Here is a 539-nt window from a genome sequence, read left to right on the forward strand (position 1 = left end):
AAGAAATTGAACTCACCTATCCCAACGGGGTGAAGATAAAAGTGCCATCGGGAGATCTGAAAACACTGTCCCAATTGATCCGTCTTTACTGATATGTTCTCACTGGGATCCTCTCACAGTTATTACCTTTACCGTGGGAATTGCGATATGCGCAAGAGTTTTGACGGGCTGTGCGGTCTTGTGGGCAGTGAGCTTGGCCGTAACCCGACCGGCGGAGAGGTGTTTGTTTTTCTCAACCGTAAACGGACGCATATCAAACTGCTGCACTGGGAGCATGGAGGCTTCGTACTGTATTACAAAAGGTTGGAAAGCGGCACCTTCCCTTTGCCCAAAAACACACTGTCCGGGGGCATCAGCTGGAGCGATCTGATCCTGATGGTGGAAGGGATCGAGGTGGTAAAGAGCAACCGTCGCAGGAGATTTTCACCATCGAAATAATTACTTTTTTTTTGCCGTTCAGGCCGTTTTTGTTTATTTTTAGACATGCAAACGGCACTGGAAACCCTATCAAAAGAAGAGCTTTTAAAGGTTGTTTCCCA

General features: G+C 47.3%; 1 protein-coding gene. It reads left to right on the top strand.

Annotation, left to right across the window (positions count from 1 at the left end; all coding sequences use genetic code 11):
- Positions 1-147 precede the first annotated feature (147 nt).
- Positions 148-438 (top strand): IS66 family insertion sequence element accessory protein TnpB, encoded by a 291-nt coding sequence (gene tnpB / locus ABD930_RS21850; RefSeq protein WP_425571119.1) that lies wholly within the window; start codon positions 148-150, stop codon positions 436-438.
- The last annotated feature ends 101 nt before the right edge of the window (positions 439-539 follow it).

Source organism: Olivibacter ginsenosidimutans, from assembly GCF_039542865.1.
Taxonomy (GTDB): Bacteria; Bacteroidota; Bacteroidia; order Sphingobacteriales; family Sphingobacteriaceae; genus Olivibacter; species Olivibacter ginsenosidimutans.